General features: G+C 72.2%; 18 protein-coding genes. 7 read left to right on the top strand and 11 right to left on the bottom strand.

Annotation, left to right across the window (positions count from 1 at the left end; all coding sequences use genetic code 11):
- The first annotated feature begins 45 nt into the window (after positions 1–45).
- Both AB0I91_RS26980 and AB0I91_RS26975 read left to right on the top strand, forming a co-directional pair.
- Positions 46–1,413, top strand: coding sequence for a dihydrolipoyl dehydrogenase family protein (locus AB0I91_RS26980; protein WP_498774073.1), 1,368 nt, complete (start codon positions 46–48; stop codon positions 1,411–1,413).
- Positions 1,414–1,531: 118 nt separating this feature from the next.
- Positions 1,532–1,903: a hypothetical protein gene (locus tag AB0I91_RS26975; RefSeq protein ID WP_498773498.1), complete on the top strand. Its 372-nt coding sequence runs from the start codon at positions 1,532–1,534 to the stop codon at positions 1,901–1,903.
- A gap of 92 nt (positions 1,904–1,995) precedes the next feature.
- On the opposite strand, the gene AB0I91_RS26970 is transcribed toward AB0I91_RS26975, so the two are convergent.
- A complete protein-coding gene (locus AB0I91_RS26970; protein WP_499639391.1) occupies positions 1,996–3,243 on the bottom strand; it encodes a hypothetical protein in 1,248 nt (415 codons plus the stop codon).
- 212 nt (positions 3,244–3,455) lie between these two features.
- Here AB0I91_RS26970 and AB0I91_RS26965 point away from each other — a divergent pair, with 212 nt between their 5' ends.
- On the top strand, positions 3,456–4,913 hold the full coding sequence (locus AB0I91_RS26965) for a S8 family peptidase (protein WP_499639401.1): 1,458 nt from the start codon (positions 3,456–3,458) through the stop codon (positions 4,911–4,913).
- A gap of 304 nt (positions 4,914–5,217) precedes the next feature.
- Positions 5,218–5,721 carry a DUF3145 domain-containing protein gene (locus AB0I91_RS26960; protein ID WP_123743506.1) on the top strand — a complete coding sequence of 168 codons (504 nt, stop codon included), beginning with the start codon at positions 5,218–5,220 and terminating at the stop codon, positions 5,719–5,721.
- A 307-nt stretch (positions 5,722–6,028) separates the two neighbouring features.
- On the opposite strand, the gene AB0I91_RS26955 is transcribed toward AB0I91_RS26960, so the two are convergent.
- The 4 genes from AB0I91_RS26955 to lanKC all read right to left on the bottom strand — a co-directional run bounded on the left by AB0I91_RS26955 (position 6,029) and on the right by lanKC (position 12,188).
- Positions 6,029–7,726: an ABC transporter ATP-binding protein gene (locus tag AB0I91_RS26955; RefSeq protein WP_499639389.1), complete on the bottom strand. Its 1,698-nt coding sequence runs from the start codon at positions 7,724–7,726 to the stop codon at positions 6,029–6,031.
- Positions 7,726–9,318, bottom strand: a complete 1,593-nt coding sequence (locus AB0I91_RS26950; protein ID WP_499639387.1) for an ABC transporter ATP-binding protein — start codon at positions 9,316–9,318, stop codon at positions 7,726–7,728. Before AB0I91_RS26950 ends, AB0I91_RS26955 begins: the two co-directional genes overlap by 1 nt.
- A gap of 130 nt (positions 9,319–9,448) precedes the next feature.
- On the bottom strand, positions 9,449–9,613 hold the full coding sequence (locus AB0I91_RS26945; RefSeq protein WP_230566808.1) for a SapB/AmfS family lanthipeptide: 165 nt from the start codon (positions 9,611–9,613) through the stop codon (positions 9,449–9,451).
- 34 nt (positions 9,614–9,647) lie between these two features.
- Complete coding sequence (gene lanKC / locus AB0I91_RS26940) at positions 9,648–12,188, bottom strand: class III lanthionine synthetase LanKC (RefSeq protein ID WP_499639385.1); 2,541 nt, start codon at positions 12,186–12,188, stop codon at positions 9,648–9,650.
- Positions 12,189–12,686: 498 nt separating this feature from the next.
- Here lanKC and AB0I91_RS26935 point away from each other — a divergent pair, with 498 nt between their 5' ends.
- The gene (locus AB0I91_RS26935) at positions 12,687–13,265 is read left to right on the top strand and encodes a hypothetical protein (RefSeq protein ID WP_498773510.1); all 579 of its coding nucleotides are present in this window, start codon (positions 12,687–12,689) and stop codon (positions 13,263–13,265) included.
- A gap of 103 nt (positions 13,266–13,368) precedes the next feature.
- On the opposite strand, the gene AB0I91_RS26930 is transcribed toward AB0I91_RS26935, so the two are convergent.
- The 6 genes from AB0I91_RS26930 to AB0I91_RS26905 all read right to left on the bottom strand — a co-directional run bounded on the left by AB0I91_RS26930 (position 13,369) and on the right by AB0I91_RS26905 (position 19,626).
- Positions 13,369–14,796 (bottom strand): acyl-CoA carboxylase subunit beta, encoded by a 1,428-nt coding sequence (locus AB0I91_RS26930; RefSeq protein ID WP_499614971.1) that lies wholly within the window; start codon positions 14,794–14,796, stop codon positions 13,369–13,371.
- Between the two features lie 23 nt (positions 14,797–14,819).
- Positions 14,820–16,055, bottom strand: a complete 1,236-nt coding sequence (locus AB0I91_RS26925; RefSeq protein ID WP_498773514.1) for a beta-ketoacyl-[acyl-carrier-protein] synthase family protein — start codon at positions 16,053–16,055, stop codon at positions 14,820–14,822.
- On the bottom strand, positions 16,052–16,291 hold the full coding sequence (locus tag AB0I91_RS26920) for an acyl carrier protein (protein ID WP_053720023.1): 240 nt from the start codon (positions 16,289–16,291) through the stop codon (positions 16,052–16,054). Before AB0I91_RS26920 ends, AB0I91_RS26925 begins: the two co-directional genes overlap by 4 nt.
- 61 nt (positions 16,292–16,352) lie before the next feature.
- Complete coding sequence (locus tag AB0I91_RS26915) at positions 16,353–17,315, bottom strand: beta-ketoacyl-ACP synthase III (protein ID WP_498774077.1); 963 nt, start codon at positions 17,313–17,315, stop codon at positions 16,353–16,355.
- Positions 17,316–17,326: 11 nt separating this feature from the next.
- On the bottom strand, positions 17,327–18,277 hold the full coding sequence (locus AB0I91_RS26910) for an ACP S-malonyltransferase (RefSeq protein WP_498773517.1): 951 nt from the start codon (positions 18,275–18,277) through the stop codon (positions 17,327–17,329).
- Between the two features lie 173 nt (positions 18,278–18,450).
- Entirely contained in the window at positions 18,451–19,626 is a 1,176-nt protein-coding gene (locus tag AB0I91_RS26905; protein WP_498773519.1) for a PucR family transcriptional regulator, read from the bottom strand.
- 116 nt (positions 19,627–19,742) lie between these two features.
- On the opposite strand from AB0I91_RS26905, the gene AB0I91_RS26900 reads away from it, so the two are divergent.
- Positions 19,743–21,254 carry an alpha/beta hydrolase gene (locus tag AB0I91_RS26900; protein ID WP_498773521.1) on the top strand — a complete coding sequence of 504 codons (1,512 nt, stop codon included), beginning with the start codon at positions 19,743–19,745 and terminating at the stop codon, positions 21,252–21,254.
- 223 nt (positions 21,255–21,477) lie between these two features.
- A complete protein-coding gene (locus AB0I91_RS26895) occupies positions 21,478–22,296 on the top strand; it encodes a mechanosensitive ion channel family protein (RefSeq protein ID WP_499614975.1) in 819 nt (272 codons plus the stop codon).
- Positions 22,297–22,352: the final 56 nt, after the last annotated feature.

Below are 22,352 nucleotides of genomic sequence, written 5' to 3'. Positions count from 1 at the left end.
CCGGTCCGGGTGGTGTGGGGTGGACCGGTGAGCGACGACTTCGACGTGATCGTGATCGGCGGCGGCCCGGTGGGCGAGAACGCCGCCGCCCGGACCGCCGCCGGTGGCCTGCGGACCGCGCTGGTGGAAGCCGAACGTGTCGGCGGTGAGTGCTCGTACTGGGCGTGCATGCCGAGCAAGGCGTTGCTGCGCCCGGGTCACGCGCTCGCCGCCGCCCGTCGGGTGCCCGGCGTGCCGGTCGGTGAGCGGCTCGACCCGGCCGAGGTGTTGAAGCGGCGCAACAGCTTCACCTCCGACTGGGACGACTCGGGCCAGGTCGAGTGGGCCGAGGGCGCCGGGCTGACGGTGGTGCGCGGCCGCGGCCGGCTGGCGGATGAGCGCCGGGTCGACGTGGACGGGCGCGTGCTGACCGCGACCAAGGCGGTCGTGGTGTGCACGGGCAGCGTGCCGCGCATCCCGTCGCTGCCCGGTCTGTCGGACGTGCCGTACTGGACGTCGCGCGAGGCGACCTCCGCGCAGGAGGTGCCGGAGTCGTTGGTGGTGCTCGGCGGCGGCGTGGTCGGCGTGGAGATGGCGCAGGCGTGGGCCCGGCTCGGCTCCGACGTCACGCTGGTCGTCTCCGGCGCCCGGCCGCTGCCGAAGTTCGAGGCGTTCGCGGGCGACCTGGTCGCGGAAGGGCTGCGGGAGGACGGCGTTCGGCTCGTCACCGGGGTCAAGGCGGTCGGTGTGTCCACTTCGGACGGATCGGACGAGGTTTCGCTGAAGCTGTCGGACGGGTCGGAGGCGCGAGGTGCGCACCTGCTGATCGCGACCGGTCGTCAGCCGGCGACGTTCGACCTCGGCGTGGAGCAGTTCGGCTTCACGGCGGGCGGGGCGCTGGAGGTCGACGACACCGGTCGGGTGTCCGGAGTGGACTGGCTGTACGCGGCGGGCGACGTCACGGGCCGCGCGTTGCTGACCCACCAGGGCAAGTACGCGGCACGGGCGGTCGGCACGGCGATCGTCACCGGCGCCACCGACCCGGAGCCGTGGACCGCGCCGGTCGCCACGGCCGACCACACGGCCGTGCCGCAGGTGGTGTTCACCGATCCCGAGGTGGCGTCGGTCGGCTGGTCCGAGGCGCAGGCCCGCGAGGCGGGGCTGGAGATCCGGGTCGTCGACCTGGACATCGCGGTGGCCGGGTCGTCCCTGCACGCGGACGGGTACCGGGGCAAGGCGCGGATGATCGTGGACGAGCGCAAGCGCACGCTCGTCGGCGTCACGTTCGCCGGCCCGGACGTGGCGGAGCTGATCCACGCGGCCACCATCGCGATCGTCGGCGAGGTCACCGTGGACCGGTTGTGGCACGCGGTTCCGGCGTACCCCACCATCAGTGAGGTGTGGTTGAGGCTCCTCGAGGCCTACGGTCTCTGACGCTGCGTGCACGGTGTGTCAGCACATCGTGTACACCCTCCGCCGAGTGCCGTATCGACCGTGCGTCCATAAAGACTCTTAACCTCAAAATGCGGCTTCAGCTCATTACACTGCGGTCGTGACCAGGGGAACTGTGGCTCTCGCGATCGGCGCGGTGCTGTGGTGCGCCTTCGTCATCGCGTCCACGTTCCTGCCCGGCGGCCCTTCGTGGCCGCCGGTCGCGGTGCACCTGCCGGGATTCCTGATCGTGCCGGTCGTGCTGCACACGTTGTTCCGGGCGCGGTCCAACGCGCTGCTGTGCCTGGCCCACGTGCCGAAACCGGTGCTGTTCACCGGATTCGCGATCGCGGTGGGCGGGTGGTTGTTCTCGTTCGGCGCGATCGCGGGCAAACCGGGCACCGAGACGCTGTGCGCGGTGGCCGGGTTGGTGATCGTGCTGCACGTGGCGTTCGGGTTGATCGGGGTCGGCATGGTGCGCACGGGACGGTGAGGCGCTGGTCCGGCTCGGGTTCGCGCGTTGGTCCAGTGGTCGCCGGTTTCGAGTTGGTCCTCGTTCGTGCGGTGATCAAGCCCGGCGACCGCTCACCCCTGTGAGGCGGGCAGCCGCAGGGCTTGATCGGCGATCTCGGCCAGCTTCGGGTCGGCCGGGTCCTGCCCGCCCTCGGTCCACACCGCCTGCGTGATGCGCAGCTGCGCGCCCTTCGCCGACACGCGGATCGCCGAGCGGTCGAACGTCTCCGGACCGCCCGGCCAGCCCTTGCCCTCCTTGACGAGGGTGGTGATGCCGCCCGAGCCCGCCGTCGACGCGACCGCGTGCAGCTCGGTCGCCCGGGTCGCGTCGGGCAGGCTCAGCTCGGCGATCGCGACGCCGACCTTGCGGCCGTCCACTGTGGTCTCGTACTGGGCACGCCGCAGCTGCATGCACAGGTGCCCGGTCAGCCACCCCCGGACGTCGCCGAACGCGTGCGAGGCGCAGTCGTCGGTCCGGTCCGCGCCGCGCGGTGAGAAGTTCCGGCCGTCCACCACGACCGTGGTCGGCTGCGGCGTCGGCGTGGTGGTCGTCGAGCTGTCCGCCGTGTCGCCCGACGACAGCGAGACGATCAAGGCGATGACCAGCAGCACGGCGACGACCGCGCCGGCCGCGTAGGGCAGCGCCTTGCGGCGGGCCGGCGGGGGCGTAACCTTCGGCAGCAGCATCGTGCTGGCGGACGCCAGGTCGGCCGCGGCGTCGGAGAAGCCCTCGGCGATCAGGTGCTGGCGGGTGGGCGGCGCCCCGGTCGGCGCCAGGACGGCGACCAGCTTGGCGGCGTGCTCGGCCGAGCACGGCCGGTCGCTGGTGGCCAGCTCGCGCGCGGCGGCGAGCAGCGTGGTCGGCTTCGGGTGCAGGACGCGCACGCCGCGGTTCAGGTCGACGGTCGACTGCACGACCTGGCCCACGTACGGGCCGACGGCCACCACGGTGGTGACCGGCAGCGGTTCGCCGCGCATGTCCTGGATGCGGCGGGCGACGGCGGTGGTGGCCGCGAGCGCTTCGGCGGCCGGGCTCGTCGCGCCGTCCGGGCGGGTCAGCGGCCAGCCGTCGATCTTCCACTGCCCGTTGAGCGGCGCCTCCAGCCGCATGGCCGGGTCCGGCAGGTCCACGCCGACGACCACCAGCACGCCGCGCGGCAGCACGATCACCGCGTCCAGGTCGCGCGGGCTGTCCGGCGGGCGGACCCCGAGCAGCGCGACACCGCCGAGCACGGCGTCGCCGTTGCCCCAGGTGCTCAACGCGGCGCGCACGTCGGCGCCCACCGCGGAGGGTTCGGTCCCGAGTCGGATCAGCCGCACGGGATCACCACGAGCTCGCGCCGCTCGGCGGTCCACGCGTCGGCGTTCCACCCGGTCTGACGTTCGGCGTTCCACACGGTCGGACACGGTAGCGCCGTGGGGGGACGGCCGGTCGCGCGCATCGCTGGAGATGACGTTGCGTGACGACCATCACCTGAACGTGTGTGACTCGTTAAGGGGTTGCTCAACCCTGCATTGGAGGTTTGTCCGTGATGCGCAAAGCCGCCCTGCTCGCGGCGGGCACGCTGGCACTGTCGGTAGCGGTCGTTCCGTCCGCCTCCGCCGGCCTGCTCGCCCCCGTGTCGACGTTGCTCGCCAGCCAGCTGTCCAGTGGTGAACTGTCCGGTGGTCGGGCCGGGACGGTGTTCGTCCACGGCGCCGATCTCGCGGCCGCCGAGAGGGCGGTGAGGGAGGCCGGGCTCAGCCGGATCACCGGTTTCGACCGGATCGGCGTGGTCGCGGCGCGCGGCACCGCCGCGCAGATCACGGCCGCGCGGTCGGCGGTCGGCGTGACGTACGTCGAGGCGAACCGGCCGATCGAGTTCACCGGGTCGACGTCGCACACGGCGACCCGCGGGCTGGCGGCGCGGCAGACCCTGACCGGCGCGAACGGGCTGGCGTTGGACGGCAGCGGCGTCACGGTCGCGGTGATCGACTCGGGCGTGGACCCGACGCACCCGGCGTTCCGGCAGGCGAACAGCCAGACCAAGATCGTGCGCAACCTGAAGAGCGTGTGCCTGGACGAAGCGAGCGCGGGGACCGGGTGCATCCTCGACGTGCCGACGTCGGTCGACACGGATCTGTTGTCGGTGGGCGGGCACGGCACGCACGTCACCGGGATCGCGGTCGGCGGTGACACGACGTTGAGCGACGGCACGGTGGTGCGCGGCGCGGCGCCGGGTGCGAAGGCCGTGGTGATCTCGACCGGCGCGGTGCTGTTCATCATCGGGGCCGACGCGGCGTTGAACTGGGTGCTGGAGAACCACCGGGCGCCGTGCGGCGCGGGTGTCCCGGCGTCGGTCTGCCCGCCGATCAAGGCGGTCAACAACTCGTACGGACCGTCCGGCGGCGGCGCGTTCGACCCGAACTCGACGACGGTCAAGTTGCAGCGGGCGCTGGCGGCCGAGGGCGTCGTGACGGTGTGGGCGAACGGCAACGACGGCGGAGACGGGAGCGCGAACCTGTCCAACCCGGCCGGTCAGGACCCGACGCCCGGTGTGCTGTCGGTGGCGTCGTACCACGACCTGGGCACGGGGACGCGTGACGGCGCGGTGTCGGAGTACTCGTCGCGCGGGCTGGCGACGGACTCGTCGACGTGGCCGGACATCTCCGCGCCCGGTGAGGACATCACGTCGGCGTGCCGGCCGTACCTGGTGATCTGCGCGACCGGGTTGCAGCCGCAGAACGGGCCTGGGTTGCTGGATGTCGGCACGTTCAACACGATCAGCGGCACGTCGATGGCGGCGCCGCACATCACCGGCATCGTGGCGCAGCTGTTCCAGGCCAGGCCCGGTGCGACGGCCGGGCAGGTCGAGGCGGCGTTGAAGTCGACGGCGTACAAGTACGGGGCAGGGGCCGGGTATCGGGTGGTAGGGCCGTACACGACCAGCTATGACAAGGGAACGGGGTTGGTCGACGTGGTGGCCGCGGTGCGGGCGTTGGGGGAGTGATCGCCGGCGGTGTGATCGTGGGCGGTGTGATCGCGGGTCGGTCCCGCTGAGGTCGGCTTCCGGTCGGCATCGCGTGGCCGGTTGATCCCGGAAAGTGACCTCGCGGCCCGGTCTCGGGTCGCGAGGTCGCTGATTTAGGGTCGAAAGTCCTGTATCTGACCCGCCTGGGTGAGGAACGCGATGGTTCTTATGGCGGACTGGTGCCGTAGCGGGCAGAATGACCAAGTCGGGAATTCGCAAGATCGTCCGCATCCTCGAGAGGTCGTAGGGGAAGACGTCCCTCGTCGAGTAGCGGAGGTCAGCTGTGAGCACCCGTGGCAGCAGCAGTGGCGTGGTCTACGTCCACTCGTCGCCGTCTGCGGTCTGTCCGCACGTCGAGTGGGCGATCTCGGGCACCCTCGGTGAGCGAGCGGACCTCAAGTGGGCGGCGCAACCCGCGGCGCCTGGTCAGTTGCGCGCCGAATGCAACTGGACCGGTGATGCCGGCACCGGTGCCCGACTCGTGTCCGCGCTCAGGGCGTGGCCGATGCTCAGGTTCGAGGTGACGGAAGACCCGAGTCCGGGAGTGGACGGCGTGAGGTACTGCTTCGCGCCCGTGTTGGGGTTGTGGCACGCGCGCACCAGTGCCAACGGCGACATAGTTGTTTCAGAAGACCAACTCCGAGCGCTGGCCGCGCGGAGTAGAGGTGGCGAGTCATTCGCGCACGGGGTGGATGAGATCTTGGGCGCGGCCTGGGATGACGCCCTGGAACCGTTCCGGCGGGCGGGCGATGGCGCGCCGGTGACTTGGTTGCACCGGGTTGGATGACGGCCGATCTGTTGCGGTCGGTTCGATGGTCACGCCCAGGTTCGGCTGCTCGGGTCAGGTCCGGCTCGATTTGACATGGGGCCCTTACGGGCACTCCAGGCAGGCCAAAGCCGGCAGGCCCGGCGGGGAAAAGCGTCCCGCCAGGCCTGCCGGCTTCGACCAGCCTAAAGCACCCGAACCCATGTCAAATCGGGCCTGGGTGGGGGAGTTGCGGGTCCGTTGTGGGTGGGTGATGGGTGGCGGCCCTGGTGGGGCGGTTGCGGGGCCGTTGTGCAGAAGGTTGGCGCGTGGGGGCGTTGTGGGTGGGTCAGGGGGCGGTTGGGGTTGGTTGCCAGGCGGCCATGAGGTCCCGGTAGAGGGGAGAGGTGGCCAGTAGGTCCTCGTGGCTGCCCAGCAGTGGTGGGCCGCCGTCCATCAGGAGGACCAGGTTTGCCCGCAGGGCCGAGGAGAGGCGGTGGGCGATCACGATCAGGGTGCCGTGGCGGGTGGCGAAGGCCTGTTCCACCCGGGCTTCCGCGGACGGGTCGAGGGCTGAGGTTGCCTCGTCCAGGATCACCACGTCGGCAGGTGAGGCGTAGACGCGGGCGCACGCCAGGAGTTGGGCTTCTCCGGCGGAGAGGCCGCCGGCGGAGTGGCCCACGGTTCCGGAGAGGCCGCCCAGCTTGGTGATCAGGGCTGATGCGCCGACGGCTTCGGCGGCTGTCAGCAGGGCGGCGTCTGATGCGGTTGGTGCGAGGAGTGCCAGGTTCTCGCGGACGGTGCCCGTGAAGAGGTAGGTCTCTTGGGGGACGAGGGCGATTCGCTCGTGGCGCGCTTCGGGGGCGACGGAGCGCACGGGGACGCCGCCGAAGCGCACGAGTCCCTCCTGTGGTTCCACCATGCCCGTGATCAGGCCGGCCAAGGTGGACTTGCCGATGCCGCTCGGGCCGATCACGGCCAGGTGGGAACCTTCCGGTAGGGCGAGGTCCAGGGAGCGGACGACGGGTTCGGCCGTGGGGCTCCAGCCGAACGTCACGCCGTGCAGTTCCAGGTCGTTGCTCTCGGGGATGGCGTCGCCGGCCGGCGCGGCGATCGGTGGTGCGGCCTCGGCCAGCCGGCGCAACGCCACCACGAGCCGCAGCACGATGGTGCTGGTCGTGTCGGCCAGGCGGCGCAGTGCGGGCTGGACGCTGGTGCTCAGGTAGACCACGGCGGCGAGGACGTCGCCGACCGTCAGGGTTCCGGCGCGGACCATTCCTGGGGCCATGAGCAGCAACAACACCAGTGGGGCGAAGCCGCCCAAGGCGATCACGACGCCGCGCAGCGCGGTGGCGAAGGCCATCCGGACGGTGGCGGAGGCCTGGCGGTCCACCTGCTCCGCCACGTCGCGGAGGGCGTGGTCGGCGCCGGTCAGGGCGGTGACGTCGCGGATGCCGAGGAACACCGTGCCGGCGACGGCGGCGGCTTGTTCGTCGGCCAGGACGAGGGTGCGTTGCCGGCGGGCCAGGGAGGGGAGCAGGAGGGTGAACAGGATCAGGGCGGCGATCACGGGCAGGATCACGAGCCAGGCCAGGGACGTGACCGTGGCGGCGAGGCCGATCAGGGCGGCGGCGGTGGTCACCAGGAGGGCGCGGGCCTGGACCAGGACGCCGGCGGTGGCGTCGCGGACCACTTCGACGTGCCGGGTGATCCGGGCGACGGCGCTGGCGTCCGGTTGGCGGGTTTGCGAGCCCGCGTGCAGGACGCCGCGCACCACTTGGCGCACCAGGGCGTCGCGCAGTGGCTCGACGACCGCGCCCAAGCGCATGAAGACCTGGCGCAGGCCGAAGCCGCCGAGCACCGCCACCGCGGCGAAGAGCAGCAGCCAGCCGACGCCGATCCACGGGCGGCCGGCGGCGAAGCCGCGGTCCACGGCCAGGCCGACCAGGCGGCCGGAGAGCAGGGCGGGCACGCCTTCGAGCACCGACCAGCCGAGGAGCACCACGATGCCGCGCCGTTGTTCGCGCAACGCCCGCAGGTAGGTCATCAGCCGAACACCGCCCGGTACTCGTCGTCGTCCCACAGTTCGGCGTGCGGTCCCACCGCGCGCACCCGGCCGTCGTCCAGCCAGACGACGGTGTCCGCACGGCGGGCGGTGGCGGCGCGGTGGGTCACGACCACCCGCGTCCGGCCGGGCAGGGCCGACTCGACCGCGCGCTCCACAGTGGACTCGGTGACCATGTCGAGGCTGGCCGTGGCGTCGTCGAGCACGAGGACGGCCGGGTCGCGCACGAACGCCCTGGCCAGGCCGAGCCGTTGCGCCTCGCCGCCGGACATCGGCGCGGTGGCCATCGGGGTGTCGTAACCCTCGGGCAGGCGCACCACGACGTCGTGGACCTGGGCGGCGCGGCAGGCCGCTTCCACGTCGGCCCGGGTCAGCGAGGTGCCGTAGCGGACGGCGTCGGCGACGGTGGCGCCGACCAGCGCGGGGCGTTCGAAGGCGTAGCCGACGGATCCGCCTCGCCGGACCTTCCCGGTCGACGGCTGGGTCAGGCCGCCGATCACCGCCGCCAGCGCGGACTTGCCCGAGCCGGACCGGCCCACCACGGCGACGAAGGTCCCGGGGGGCACGGTCAGGTCGACGTCGTGCAGCGCGCCCGGGACGTTCACGCCGGTCAGCACCACTTCGCCGGTCGTGGTCGGGCTTGGTGGCGAGTGGGGCGGCACGGGGGTGGAGAGGACTTCCTCCAGTCGTCGGGCGGATGCCCTGGCCCGCTGGAGGGCGGTGAGCAGGGCGGTTTGGCCGACGACGGTCATGCCCAGTGCGACGTAGCCGAGTGCGGCCAGGACGTCGCCGACGCTCAGCCGGCCCGCGACCACGCCGAAGCCGGCGGCGGTCAGGACGGCCAGCTCCACGGCGGGCAGCAGGAGGCCGGCCCGCCAGATCATCCGCGCCTGGGTGCTCCACATGCCGACGCCGGCGGCGGTCAGCCGGGGGAGCGGGCGCAGGACGCGGTCGGCTTCCTGGTCGGCGCGGCCGGAGGCGGCGATCGTGCGCAGGCCGCCGACGGCGTCCACCAGTCGTGCGGACAACTCGCCTGACACCTCTTGATAAGTCGCGACGTCGGCCGCCGTGAGGCGGAGGTGGGAGCGGACCAGCAGGGCCGCCAGGGGCACGCTGAGCAGGAACACCAGCGCGAGCCGCCAGTCCAGCAGCGCCAACGCGGTGATCGCGCCGGCGGCGGTGACCACCGAGATGCCCAGGTTGACCGCGAGCACGGAGACACCGCCCGCGATCGCGCTGTCGCCGGTCAGCCTGCTCACCGCGTCACCGGGCTCGAAGCGGGCCGGGTGGCCCAGCGCGAGCAGGTGGGCGGTCAGGCGGTGGCGCAGCCAGGCCGCGCCGCGCGCGGTGATCGCCGCGGCCAGCACCACGCCGATCGCGTCGCCGAGCACCTCCACGCCGGCGAGCCCGACCAGCCACCACACCGTGCCGCTGTCCAGCCGACCGCCCAGCGCCATGTCGACGGCCGAGGCCAGCGCGGTGGGCAGGAGCAGCCCGGCGACGGTGGCGGGCAGCGCGTTCAGCGCCAGCAGCAGCCACCGGAGATCGCGACGGACGACGGCGGACAGCACCACGATCTGGGACTCCTAGGCGATTGCCGCGGTTGGGCGCATCATGACCTCGCGAGGCGATCTCGCGGTGGAAAAAGCCGGGTGAGCGGCGCACTTCGACTGCGCCGCTCACCCGGACCCGCGTGGCGGGAGGTCAGCAGAGGACCAGGCTGACGGTGGAGTGGCTGCAGGGGAGCAGCAGGGAGGCGTTGGACGCCGTGGTGCTGCCGCCGCCACCGCCGCTGCTGCCGCCGCTGGCCATCGCGTTCGACTGGGCCTCGGGGGTCTCGAGGTCCTGCATGTCGAGGATGAAGTCCATTGTCGCTCCTAGTGTTTCGGGGGATCGAAAAGGGTTACTGCGACCGGTCCGAGAGGGCCGGGGCTGTGAGGAACGGCAGCACGGGTGTGCCGTCCAAGGTGGCGCCGAGGGCGAGCAGCACGCCCGCGCCGCCGGTGTCGAGGTCCATCGAGAGCCGCCGCAACTGGATGCCGGGGAACGCCAGGCCCTCCTGGTACGGCACGGCGTGCCAGGACAGGGCGGCGAGGTGCCGGTCGATCGCGGTCCGCGGTCCGTTCGCGTGGGCCAGGGTGGCCAGCAGGCCGGCCCGGCCGAGCATCAGCGCCGGCTGGATCACGAACTCGCCGGTCGTGCCGCCGACCAGCTCCGGCAGGCGTTCGACGACCGGGAGGTCGGGCGCGGCGAGGCGGAACTCGTTGAGCACCAGCGCGATGCCCGCGCTGCCCACGCCGACGTACGGCAGGGTGCGGAAGTTGCCGTCGCGGACCTGCGTCGAGCCGTCCAGCGCGGTCATCGTCTCGGCCAGGTCCCGTTCCAGCGCCCGCACGCCGAGGTCGAGCCAGCGGCGGTCGTCGGTGTGCTGGAACAGCCGGAGGAACAGCAGCGCCGGGCCGGACCAGCCGTGCTCGAAGCCCGCACGTGCCTTCGGGCCGGGCGGCTCGGCGTTCGCGAGCGCGGTGTCGAGCCGTTCGCCCAGCGCGAGAGCCTGGGTCGCGTAGGACTCGTCGTCCCGCGTGCCCGCGAAGTGCAGGAGGTTCAGGCCGATGCCGGCGAGACCGGCGCTGAGGCCGTGGTCGCGGGTGTCGGGCACCATCTGCGCGTAGGAGGCGACCAGTTCCCCGGCCAGGTCGTGGTGGCCGAAGTTCTCCAGCACGTGCGCGATGCCGTGCGCACCGGTGAAGAAGCCGGGCTCCTTCGGCGGCTCGCGGCGCACCGCGTCCAGCAGCCACTGCTCGTGCTCGGGGTAGCGGCCCATGCCGGTCACGTCCAACGCGTGCAGCACGCCGGCCGCGCCGTAGCCGAACCCCGCGCCGCCGACCTCGAACTGCTCGACGTCGCCGGGGAACAGCCGGTCGGTGCGCTGGGGCGTGGCGCTGGCCAGGATGCCCGCGGCGATCGACTTGCGCACCACCTGCCAGTCGGGTTCGGGCACCTCCAGCGCGTTGGCGGCGGCGACGGTCGGCGTGTCGCCGCGCGGCGTCAGGTGGGCCAGGATCTTCGCGCAGTACTCGTCGGGCAGGCCGAACCGGCGCTGGACGAAGTCGACGTGCGAGCGCAGCTTCACCGGCGCCAGTTCGATCACGGCGTTGAGCGGCAGGAAGACGTAGAGCCGCAGCGCGGCGAGCGCGTGCTCGTCGATCTCGAAGCCGGTGCGGTCCGGCGGCGCCTGGAAGCCCGGCGCGCCGAGCGTCGGCCTGCCGTTCTCCTCGATGCCGAACGCCAGCTCGAAGTCGATCAGCGACACCGAGTCGTCGTCGTCCACCAGCACGTTGAGCGGGTGCAGGTCGCTGAACACGACACCGCGCTCGTGCACCGCGGCCACGATCCGCTCGATGTCGGCGACCAGCTTGAGGGCGCGCTCGGCGTAGGCGGTGATCGCCTCGTCGGTGACCTCGTGGTGCGTGAGCGGGTAGTTGTGGCCCAGCCACTGGCCGAGCGGGACACCCGGCACCCGGGCCATGGCCACGAACTCGTGCTCCCAGGCGGTGAAGTGCTCGTAGACCTCGGGCACGCCGGGCACCCCGGCGACCCTGGTCAGCATCGCGTGCTCCCGGCGCAGCCGGGCCACCGCGTCGACGTTCTCGCGGTCCAGCCCGGCGTGCGGCCTGGCTTCCTTGAGCACGACCTGGGTCTCGTCGGCCTTGCGGACGGCCTCGTACACACCGCCGCCGTTGGAGAAGTGCAGCGACTGGACCACCCGGTACGGGAACGCGTCGGCGTCACCGGACCGGCGCACGGCCAGGTGCTCCTCCAGGCACGCGGGCAGCTTCACCCAGTCCGGCAGCCAGAACGTCGCCTTGCGCTGGTCGGGCACGAGCGCGCCGTCGGGGCCCTCGATGGCCAGCACGCGCTTGCCGTCCCGCTCCAGCCACTGCTCGACGAACCCGCCGTAGCGGACGAACAACGGGCCGGCGCCGTAGCGGAGGTCGCTGAGGATGTACGCGCCCGCCTGGCCGTCGAGGATCTCGGACAACTCGAGGAGCGTCGACTCCAGTTCCGCTTCGTCGGCCGGGTAGATGGTGATGAGCTTGCCGCTGCCCTCGCGCGGCGCGTACTTCGAGTTGCGGGCCAGCACGATCGACCGGGTGCGCAGGTATTTGAAGGGGATGCGGCGCGCGATGAGGTACTCGTAGGACTTCAGCAGCACTTCGCCCGCGTTGAGCACGGTGGCCGAGACGTGCACCTTCCAGCCCTGCTTGGGCAGTGCGACGCCTTCGGGGTGCACGTGCCGCCAGATGTTGCGGTCACCCTGCGTCCACCCTTCCGGCAACGCGGGGAGCACTTGCGAAAAATCGTCTTCGGCGGTTTCCGCGTGGCTTTGCACGTCGTAGAACAGACGGTCCGCGAAGCAGTAGGCCTCATAGCGGAGGTCCACGGGGATTCGCCTCCTTGCGATTTGCGGGACCGGGATATTCCCGCACGCCGGTGGCGGACAAGCCAATCCACCATTTCGGGGGGTGTTGACGTCCGTTCGTGCGAATGAGTAGGGCTCGGTTTCGCACTGCAGGTGGGTATAGGTGCTCAGAAGTCACCCGATCGCGATGTTTAGCCTCACGAGAGTGCGGAAACCTCCTACCGGAGGAGACTAAACGAAACGCGATCGTTCTTCGCGTTCGACGGTGCTCACCTGCGGTTTCGAGGCTTCTCCGCTGAATTGCGGGATCGGTCACGGAGCGTGTCGCAAGAGCCGGTCGGGTTCTGTTCCGGCTATTCGGGACGGTGTCGTCCCTATATTGCGGGAAAGTGCGGATTCGACCGGTTGATGGTCATTGTGGGTAGTGGTGTCCGGGCGTTCAAACCGCATTGTGCGGGTCATCCGCTGGGCCGTCCGGGTGGTTACCGGCACGTGCGGGTGCTGTGGCACCCTCCAAGGGTGTCCGCACGCCTGCTGCTGCCCGCCGTGCTCCTGATCGCCGCCACGACCGCGGGCGTCGGCGTGCTGGCGCGTGAGGCCTACCAGCGGCCCACCGTGCCCCAGGGCGACCAGGTCGCGGCGCCCGGTTCGGGGCAGTCCGGTTCGGTGCCCCGCAGCGCGCAGCCGGGCAGCGGGGTCGTGCAGCTGAGCGTCGACGCGGCGCAGCACCCCGACGGCCAGCGCGTGCGCGAGGTGCTCCAGCAGTTCTTCGACGCGATCAACGGCCACGACTACGAGCAGTGGGCCAAGACCGTGACCGCGCACCGGGTCGGCCAGACGCCGAAGTCGCGGTGGCTGTCGGACTACGAGAGCTCGCGGGACGGGTCGATCCTGGTGCACCGGATCGAGTCGGTCTCGCAGAGCAGGCTGCGGGTGCTGATGACGTTCACCAGCACCCAGGACGTGGTCAAGGCGCCGGCCGAGCTCCAGGCCGACTGCATCCACTGGCGCGTCGTCTACCCCTTGCAGGAGGAACGGGGCGCGTTCCGGGTCGACCTCGGGACCGAGGGCTCGACCTCCCAGTTCACCGCCTGCTGACCACGCGTGTCCCTGCGTTCAGGACCCCCGAGCCGGACGTTCGGAACACGCGGCAGTGGGGTCGCCCCCCGACTGCGGCGACCCCACCGAACGCCGGCACCCCCTACAGCGGGATGTTGCCGTGCGCGCCCCGGCCCGCCGGCGCCGCCGCGAGGGCCTGCGCCAACTTGCGCCGCGTCCTGGTCGGCTCGACGACCTCGTCCACCACGCCGATCGCGATCGCCCGGTCCACGCCGCCCGCGATCCGCTCGTGCTCCTCGACGAGCCGCGCGTGCAACGCCTCGCGCTCCTCGTCCGGCACGGCGGCCAGCTTCTTGCGGTGCAGGATGCCGACCGCGGCCTTGGCGCCCATCACGGCCACCTCGGCGATCGGCCACGCGAACACCGCCGTCGCGCCGAGCGACCGCGAGTTCATCGCGATGTACGCGCCGCCGTACGACTTGCGCGTCACCAACGTCACCCGCGGCACGACCGCCTCGCCGAACGCGTGCAGCAGCTTCGCGCCGCGCCGCACCACGCCGTCCCACTCCTGGCCGACGCCCGGCAAGTACCCCGGCACGTCCACCAGCACCAGCAGCGGCACGCCGAACGCGTCGCACATCCGCACGAACCGCGCCGCCTTCTCCGCCGACAGCGAGTCGAGGCACCCGCCCTTGCGGATCGGGTTGTTCGCGATCACGCCGACCGTGCGCCCGCCGAGCCGACCGAGGCCGACCACGACGTTCGGCGCCCACTTGGCCTGCAACTCCTCGAACGAGTCGTCGTCCAGGATCGCCCGCACCAGCGGCTTGACGTCGTAGGCCCGCTGCGGCTGCTCCGGCAGCAACGCCCGCAGGTCGTCGCCGTCCGGGACCGAGTGCAGGTCGAACACGCCGGGCTGGGCGAACAGCCCGGTGATCCGCCGCGCCCGCTCGTAGGCGTCCGGCTCGTCGTCCGCGATCACGTGCACGACACCGGACTTGCGCCCGTGCGCCTCCGCGCCGCCGAGACCGTCCATGTCGATCTGCTCGCCGGTCACCGAGCGGACCACGTCCGGCCCGGTCACGAAGACCTTGCCGGCCGGAGCCATGATCACCACGTCGGTCAGCGCCGGGCCGTACGCCCCACCGCCCGCCGCCGGGCCGACCACCACGGAGATCTGCGGCACCCGGCCGGACGCCCGGATCATCGCGGCGAACATCTGGCCCATGCCGTCCAACGACTCCACGCCCTCCGGCAGCCGCGCGCCGCCGGAGTGCCAGACGCCGATCACCGGTGTGCGCTCGCGCACCGCGACGTCGATCGCCTCGACGATGTGCCGGCACCCCTCGGAACCGAGCGCGCCACCCATCCGCGTGGCGTCGCTGCAGTACGCGACCACCTTCGCGCCGTTGATCCGGCCGCGCACGGCGAACATGCCGCTGCCGTCGCGGGGCCGCAGCGGTGCGACGGACCCCGGGTCGAGCAGTTGCGCGAGCCGGACCTCCGGATCGCGCGGGTCGGCGTCGCCGTCCGCGACCGGGTCCACCGGCCTGGACGCAAGGGCAGTCATCGCGGAGCTCCTCGTGGGACGGATCAGGCCTGGGTGAAGACGAGCGACACGTTGTGCCCGCCGAACCCGAACGAGTTGTTCACCGCGGCGCTCAGCTCGATCTTGCGCGGCTCGCCGGTCACGACCTCCAGCTGCACCCTCGGGTCCTGGTCGTCCAGGTTCAGCGTCGGCGGCACGATGCCGTCGCGGACCGACAGCAGCGTGGTGATCGCCTCCACCGCGCCCGAGGCGCCGAGCAGGTGGCCGTGGTTGCCCTTGGGCGCGGTCAGCACCGGGTGGTCGCCGATCGCGCGGCGCACGGCCTGCGGCTCGATCACGTCGCCCACCGGGGTGGACGTCGCGTGGCAGTTGACGTGGCCGACGTCGGCCGGGTCGACGTCCGCGGAGCGGAGCGCCTTCGTGATGGCCCGGGACTGACCGATGCCCTCCGGGTCGGCCGCGGTGATGTGGTAGCCGTCGGAGGTGGTGCCGATGCCCGCGAGCTTGCCGTAGATCCGGGCGCCGCGGGCGCGGGCGAAGTCCTCGCGCTCCAGCACCATGATCCCGGCGCCCTCGCCGAGCACGAACCCGTCCCGGTTGACGTCGAACGGGCGCGACGCGCGTTCCGGGTCGTCGTTGCGGGTGCTCATGGTCCGGGCCTGGATGAAGCCCGCCATGGTGATGGTGGTGATGCACGCCTCCGCGCCACCGGCCACGACCACGTCCGCCTCGCCGGTCTTGAGCATCCGCCACGCCCAGGCCAGCGCCTCGGCGCCGGACGCGCAGGCCGACACCGGCGCGTGCACGCCCGCGCGCGCCTTGAGGGCGAGGCCGACGTGCGCGGCCGGGCCGTTGGGCATGAGCATCGGCACGGTCAGCGGCGAGACCTTGCGCAGGCCGGACGCCTCGATCAGGTCGTCCTGGTCCAGCAGCGTCATCGCGCCGCCGATGCCGGTGCCGATCACGACACCCAGCCGCTCCAGGTCGACCTCGTCCTCGCCGAGCCCCGAGTCCGCCCACGCCTGGCGGGCGGCGACCACCGCGACCTGCTCGCAGCGGTCCAGCCGGCGCGCCTCGACGCGCGGCAGCACCTCGGTCGGCTCGACCGCGAGCTGCGCGGCGATCCGCACGGGCAGCTCGAACCGCTCCGCGAAGCCACCGATCAGCGGCTTCACACCGCTGCGGCCGGCCAGGAGCGCATCCCAGGTGGAGGCGACATCGCCACCGAGCGGGGTGGTGGCACCCAGCCCGGTGACGACGACGTCGTTGCTACTGGTCATGCGTTGCTGGCGATGTAGTTGACCGCATCGCCCACGGTCTTGAGGTTGGCCAGCTCGTCGTCCGGGATCTTCACGCCGAACTTGTCCTCGGCCTGCACGGCGATCTCCACCATGGACAGCGAGTCGATGTCCAGGTCGTCCACAAAGGACTTGTCAGCCGTCACGTCGGCCGCCTCGACACCGGCGACCTCCTCGACGATCTCGGCGAGCCCCTTCTGGATGTCCTCGTTGCTCACTGAAAATCCCTTCCTTCGTGCTTCGCCGGCTGGTTGGTCCCACCGGAGTCTCGATTTGCGGTCACGGCAGCCGGACGACCTGTCCCGCGTAGGACAGGCCCGCTCCGAAGCCGACGAGCAGCGCCACGTCACCGCTGCGCACCTCTCCCGCCGCGCGCATGTGGTCCAGCGCGAGGGGGATCGAAGCGGACGAGGTGTTGCCGGAGTCCACGATGTCACGCGCGATCACGAGGTCTTCACGCGCACCCTTGGCGTGCAACCGCTTCGCGATGGCCTCGACGATGCGCAGGTTCGCCTGGTGCGGCACGAAGACGTCCACATCGGACACCTGCAGGCCGGCCAGCTCGATCGCCTTGAGCGCGATCGGCGCGATCTGCGTGGTCGCCCAGCGGAAGACCGACTGGCCCTCCTGGAAGATGAACGACGCCCGGTCCTTGATGTGGATCATGTCGACGAGGTCGCCCGCGCTGCCCCACGACACCGGGCCGATGGCCGGGTCCTCGGACGGACCCACGACCGCCGCGCCCGCGCCGTCGGCGAAGATGATCGCGGTGGACCGGTCGCCGGGGTCGACCCAGTCGGTCAGCTTCTCCGCGCCGATGACCAGCACGTGCTTCGCCGTGCCCGCCCGGACCAGGTCCGACGCGGTGCCCAGGGCGTAGCAGAAGCCCGCGCACGCGGCGTTCAGGTCGAACGCGGGCGCGCCCGCGATCCCGATCCGGTCGGCGACCTGCGCCGCCGCGTTGGGGATCTGGGACGGCATGGTGCAGGTGGCCACGATGACCGCGCCGATGTCCGACGGCGTCAACCCGGCGTCGGCCACGGCCTTGACGCCCGCCTCGACCGCCATGTCGACCAGCAGCTCGTCCGGCTTGGCCACGCGGCGGTTGGCGATGCCGACCCGGTCGCGGATCCACTCGTCCGAGGTGTCCATCCGCAGGCTCAGGTCGTGGTTGCTGACGATGGTCTCGGGCTGGTAGCTGCCCAGGCCCAGGATGCGGGTGCCGACCGAGCCGGTCGGCATGGAGAAGGTGGTCACTCGGCCACCTCCGACGGTGTCGCCGTGATCATCTCGACGACCTGGTCGAGCTGGTCGGGGGTCTTGAGGCCCAAGGTGGGTGTGCCCTTCAGTTCGCGCTTGGCCAGGCCGGTCAGCGCGCCCGCGGGCGGCAGTTCGACCACCGCGGTCACGCCGTGCCCGGCCAGGGTTGCCTGGCAGGCGTCCCACCGCACGGGGCGGGTCACCTGGGAGATCAGTCGGCTCAGCACCTCGTCGCCGGCGGACACGACCGCGCCGTCGGCGTTGGACAGCAGCGGCAGCGCGGCGTCCTTCACCACGATCCCGGCGGCACGGGCGCGCAACGCCTCCTCGGCGGGCGCCATGAACCGGGTGTGGAACGCGCCCGCGACCTTCAGCGTGCGGATCTTCGCCCGGCCGGGCGGCTGCTCCACGAGCGCGGCCAGCGCGTCCAGCGGGCCCGCGGCCACGATCTGGCCCGCGCCGTTGCGGTTCGCGCCGACCAGGCCGAGCTCGTCGAGCCGGGCCAGCACCTCGTCCTCCTCGCCACCGAGCACCGCGGCCATGCCGGTCGGCGTCAACGCGCAGGCGGCGGCCATCTCGGCGCCGCGCACCGCGGCGAGCGCCACGGCGTCGTCGGTGCTCAGCACGCCCGCGATGGCGGCGGCGGCCAGCTCGCCGACCGAGTGGCCGCCGACGATGGTGTCGGCGGGCAGTTCGACCCGGCGGCGCAGCTCCTCGTAGGCCAGCAGGGCGAGCGCGACCACCAGCGGCTGGGTGACGGCGGTGTCCTTGATCTCGTCCGCGTCCGCCGTGGTGCCCAGCCGGGCCAGGTCCAGACCGGTTGCCTCGGACCACGCGGCAACGCGCTCGGCGGCACCCTCGACCTCGAGCCAGGGTGCGAGCATGCCGGGTGTCTGGGACCCCTGTCCGGGGGCGAGGAGCGCGATCACCCGCTCACTGAACACGCTCGGGGCGCTTTCCGGTGATGTCGCCACTGACGAAACCGGAGACCGTGGCTTGTAGGGTCTCTACAAATGTGACTCGTAGATGAACGTAGAACGACGTCGCGTGTTGTCGATCCCGGCCCAAACGCCAGATGCGTCGTCCGTCACACTCGGACGGGGGTCGTCCGCACGGGTCACCAAAGACCGCGGGCACGGGCCAGTCGTCCCACGGCGAGCGCGACCCGCAGCACCAGGGCGTCACGGGGGTCGTTCGCGTTGCGCCCGGTCAGCTCGGTGGCCCGCTTGAGCCGGTAGCGGACCGTGTTCGGGTGCACGAACAGCTTCCGCGCGCACGCCTCCAGCACGCCGCCCACCTCGAGGAACGCGTCCACGGTCTCCAGCAGCGAGCCGCTCGCCTCCTCCAGCGGCCTGGCCACCCGGTCGACCAGCTGCCACTCGGCCTCCGGGTCGCCCGCCAGCGCCCGCTCCGGCAGCAGGTCGAGCGACCGCACCGGCCGTGGCGCGGCGGGCCACCCCACGACGGCCCGCAGCCCGGACAGCGCGTCGCCCGCGCTGCGGTGGGCGTCGGCCAGGCTCGTCACGGTCGGGCCGGCCACCACCGGGCCCGGCCCGAACGCCTCCGACATCCGCACCAGCGACTCGCTGCGCTCCGTCTCGCCGCCGACCACCACGACCAGCCGCGAGCCCTGCACGCTCAGCAGCACCGGCCGCCCGACCCGGGCCGCCCGGCTGCGCACCTCGAACACCACCGCCGGCGGGTCGTCCGACGGCGGGTTGCCCACCAGCACGGTCGCCTCGGCGGCCGGGTCCCAGCCGAGCGCGGTGGCCCGCGACAGCAACGACTCCTCCGCGTCGCCACGCACGATGCCGTCCACGACCAGCGCCTCCAGCCGGGCGTCCCACGCGCCGCGCGCCTCGGCCGCCGCCGCGTACGACGTGGCCGCGGAGAACGCGATCTCCCGCCCGTACCGCAGCACGCCCTCGGTGAGCAACGCGCGCTCGGCCTCGTTCTCGGCCAGCTTGGGCAGCAGCTCCTCGAACAGCCCCAGCGCGATCCGCACCAGCTCCACGGTCTGCCGCAGGCTCACCCACCGCGAGATGTCCTTGGGCGCGGAGCGGAACGCCTCGGCGGTCAGCCGGATCGCCTGCTGCGGGTCGTGCAGCCAGGACACGAACCCGGCGACCCCGTTCTGGATCAGCAGCAGCACGCCCGCCCGCTGGTCGGCGGGCATCCGCCGGAACCAGGGCAGGCGCTCCTCCATCTCGGCCACGCTCGCCGCGGCCAGGTCGCCCGACGCCCGTTGCAGCGTTCGCAAGGTGGCCCGCGACAACGAGGTTGAGCTGGTCATACCCCTCACGATCGCACGGGTGCGCACAACGCCACCAACGAGTGACACGCCCTGACGCTCCGCGCCGATCCCCTTACCGTCGGTGGCGTTCTGACCGGCTCGCCTGGGAGGGTCTCGTGCGCAGGTACATGTCAGTCGGCCTGGTGGTCGCCGCCGTGCTGGCGACGGCGGTCGTGCCGTCGTTCGGAACGGAGCGCGGCGATCCGCTGGCCGAGTTCCACGCCCAGCAGCTCACCTGGTCGGCCTGCAAGCAGCAGCTGGAGTGCGCCGAACTGGTGCTGCCGCTGGACTACGCACGACCGGGCGCCGAGCGGATATCGCTGGTCATCAGCCGCAAGAAGGCCCTGGAGCCCGCTCGCAGGCGCGGCGTCCTCGTGCTCAACCCGGGCGGTCCGGGCGGCTCGGGCCTGGGCATGCCGTCGTTCCTGGCCGGCAGCGAGCTGGCGAAGGTGTACGACCTGATCGGGTTCGACCCGCGCGGCGTCGGCGGGTCGACCGCGCTGAACTGCCGCACGGTCCCGGAACTGGCCACCATCGACACCCGACCGGCTGATTCCGAGTTCCCGAAGTGGGCCGCCGAGGCGCAGGCCGCCGAGGACGCCTGCCACCGCTCCGCCGGCGGCATCCGGCCGTTCGTCAACACCGCCAACACCGCGCGCGACCTCGACGTGGTGCGGGCCGTGCTGCGCGAGGAGAAGATCAACTACCTGGGCTACTCCTACGGCACCTACCTGGGCGCGGTGTACGGCACGCTGTTCCCGGCGCGCCTGGACCGCAGCGTGCTGGACTCGGCCGTGCACCCGGAGTGGGTCTGGCGCGAGCAGTTCCGGGCGCAGGCGGTGGCGTACCGGCGCAACGTCGAGGCGTGGTCGGCCTGGGTCGCCGAGCACCACGCCCGGTTCGCCCTCGGCGCGACCGCCGAAGAGGTGGTGGGCACCGTCGAGGCGGTCGCGACGACCCTCGCCCAAGCCCCGGTCGGCGAGCAGGACCGCACCCGCTTCGACGCGGCCGTCGGCGTCGGCGCGCGCTACCGTCCACTGTGGTCCGAGCTCGCCGTGCTGGTGGCCGGGCTCAAGGCGGGCTCGTCGTCCGAGTCCGGCGCGCTGATGGCCGGCGAGGCGCGCGAGGAGCTGGTCTCCGGCGTGTTCCACACGGTGACGTGCGAGGTCGACTGGCCGACCGACCTCGAGACGTACTACGAGGACATGAGGGTCTTCCGCGACCGCTACCCGTACGGCTTCGGCGTCCTGCGCGCGGCGCCGACCACCTGCGCCTTCCGCAGCTTCACGCCGCCGGAGCCCCCCGTGACGCTCAAGCGCGAGGGTTACCCCGTCGGGGTGATCGTGCAGGCGGAGGGCGACACCCAGACCCAGTACGAGAGCGGACCGGCCATGGCGGAACGCCTCGGGCACAACCTGGTCACCGTGCGGGACGAGGGCAAGCACGGCGTCTACGGCAGCGGCAACGCGTGCGTGGACCGGGCCGTCAACCGGTACCTCATCGACGGCGTGCTGCCGCCGAGCAGCTCCAACTGCCCCGGCGACCCGCGGCCGGACGTGAACCAGGCGACCTCGGCGGCGCACGTGCAGGCCTACCTCGCCGGCCGCGGCCTGTCCGCCCTGTTCTGAATCGAGACCGCCACCCAGGCGAGCACGAGACGCGAAAACGCCCGGCGCGAGAACCTCCGCGCCGGGCGTTTCCCTCTCCCCGGTCCCCACCGGTGATTCCACTCTGGACTGCCGACGCGAGAACCGCCACGTCAGTCACCCTTTCGTGCCACCACTTCAGGTTGCCGGGTGATGCGGGCTGAGAAACGATCTCGACCACAAGCGAAAGCGAAGGAGGGTCGTCGTGGGTACCCAGATCACCGAAGGACTCGGGCAGGCGTGGACGATGGTGGCCACGTTCGTGCCGAAACTCCTCGGCTTCCTGGTCGTGCTGTTCATCGGGTGGCTGATCGCCAAGGCGCTGTCCAAGGCGGTCGGGTTCCTGCTCAAGCGGGTCGGCTTCGACCGGCTCGTGGAGCGGTCCGGCCTCGGCGGCGCGATGTCGAAGTCCCCGATCGACGCCTCCAACCTGATCGTCAAGCTGGTCTACTACTTCGTGCTGCTGATCGCCCTGCAGCTCGCGTTCGGCGTGTTCGGCACCGGCAACGCGGTGAGCGCCCTCCTCAACGACGTCATCGCGTACCTGCCGCGCATCGTGGTGGCCATCGTCCTGGTGCTCGTCGCCGCCGCGATCGGCAAGGCCCTCAAGGGCCTGGTGACCGGCGCGCTGGGCGGCCGCCCGTACGCGCGGATCCTGGGCAACATCACGTACGGCTTCATCGTCGCGCTCGGTGTCATCGCCGCGCTCAACCAGCTCGGCATCGCCGTCGCGGTCACCATGCCGGTCCTCATCACGGTGCTGGCCACGGTCGGCGGCGTGATCGTGATCGGCGTCGGCGGCGGCCTGATCCGCCCGATGCAGCAGCGCTGGGAGGGCTGGCTCAACCGCATCCAGGAGGAGTCGGCGCACATCACGCCCGCCCCGCGTCGCGCGGAGGACTCGGCGACGGCTCGCGCGCAGGAGCCCGTGACCGCCGCGGCCCGCCCGGCCAGGCAGGGCCCGGTGGACCCGCCGACCCCGCCCGCCGGCATGCAGATGCCGCCCCGCCCCGAAGGGCGCTGACACCCCCGAGAACGCCGACAGGCCGCCACCCGGTAGCACGGGCGGCGGCCTGTCGG

Source organism: Actinosynnema sp. NPDC049800 (genome assembly GCF_040656635.1).
GTDB lineage: Bacteria > Actinomycetota > Actinomycetes > Mycobacteriales > Pseudonocardiaceae > Actinosynnema.
This window is presented reverse-complemented; position numbering and strand designations above follow the sequence as displayed.